Annotated in this window: 1 protein-coding gene; it reads right to left on the bottom strand. The window is 71.4% G+C overall.

Annotated elements, in window-relative coordinates:
- Positions 1 to 455: aminotransferase class III-fold pyridoxal phosphate-dependent enzyme (locus OO68_RS48890; RefSeq protein WP_157852834.1), on the bottom strand; the 455-nt coding region annotated here is incomplete at both ends.

Below are 455 nucleotides of genomic sequence, written 5' to 3'. Positions count from 1 at the left end.
GCTGATGACCTTCTGCACTTCGAGCGCGGCGGCGCAGGCGAGCGGATGCGCCAGATAGGTGTGACCGTGCTGGAACGCGCCGGAGCCGTTGCGCACGGTGTCGACGATGCTGCCGCTCGCAAGCATCGCGCCGATCGGCTGATAGCCGCCGCCGAGCCCCTTGGCGACCGCCTGGATGTCGGGTGCGATGCCTTCCTGCTCCCACGCATGCAGCGTGCCGGTGCGGCCCATGCCGCACATCACCTCGTCAAGGATCAGGAGCGCGCCGTGGCGGTTGCAGATCTCGCGCACCGCCTTGAAGTATCCCTCCGGTGCCGGCACGCAGCCGGCAGTGGCGCCGACCACGGGCTCGGCGATGAAGGCCGCGACATTCTCCGGGCCGAGCCGCTGGAATTCGGCCTCGAGCTCGGCGGCGAGGCGGCCGCCCGGCGCGGCGTCCGGGGTGAACAGCGGGG

Source organism: Streptomyces iakyrus (assembly GCF_000717055.1).
GTDB classification, from domain to species: Bacteria; Actinomycetota; Actinomycetes; order Streptomycetales; family Streptomycetaceae; genus Streptomyces; species Streptomyces iakyrus.
Note: the sequence above shows the minus strand (reverse complement) of the source record. Positions and strands in the feature narration are given on the sequence as shown.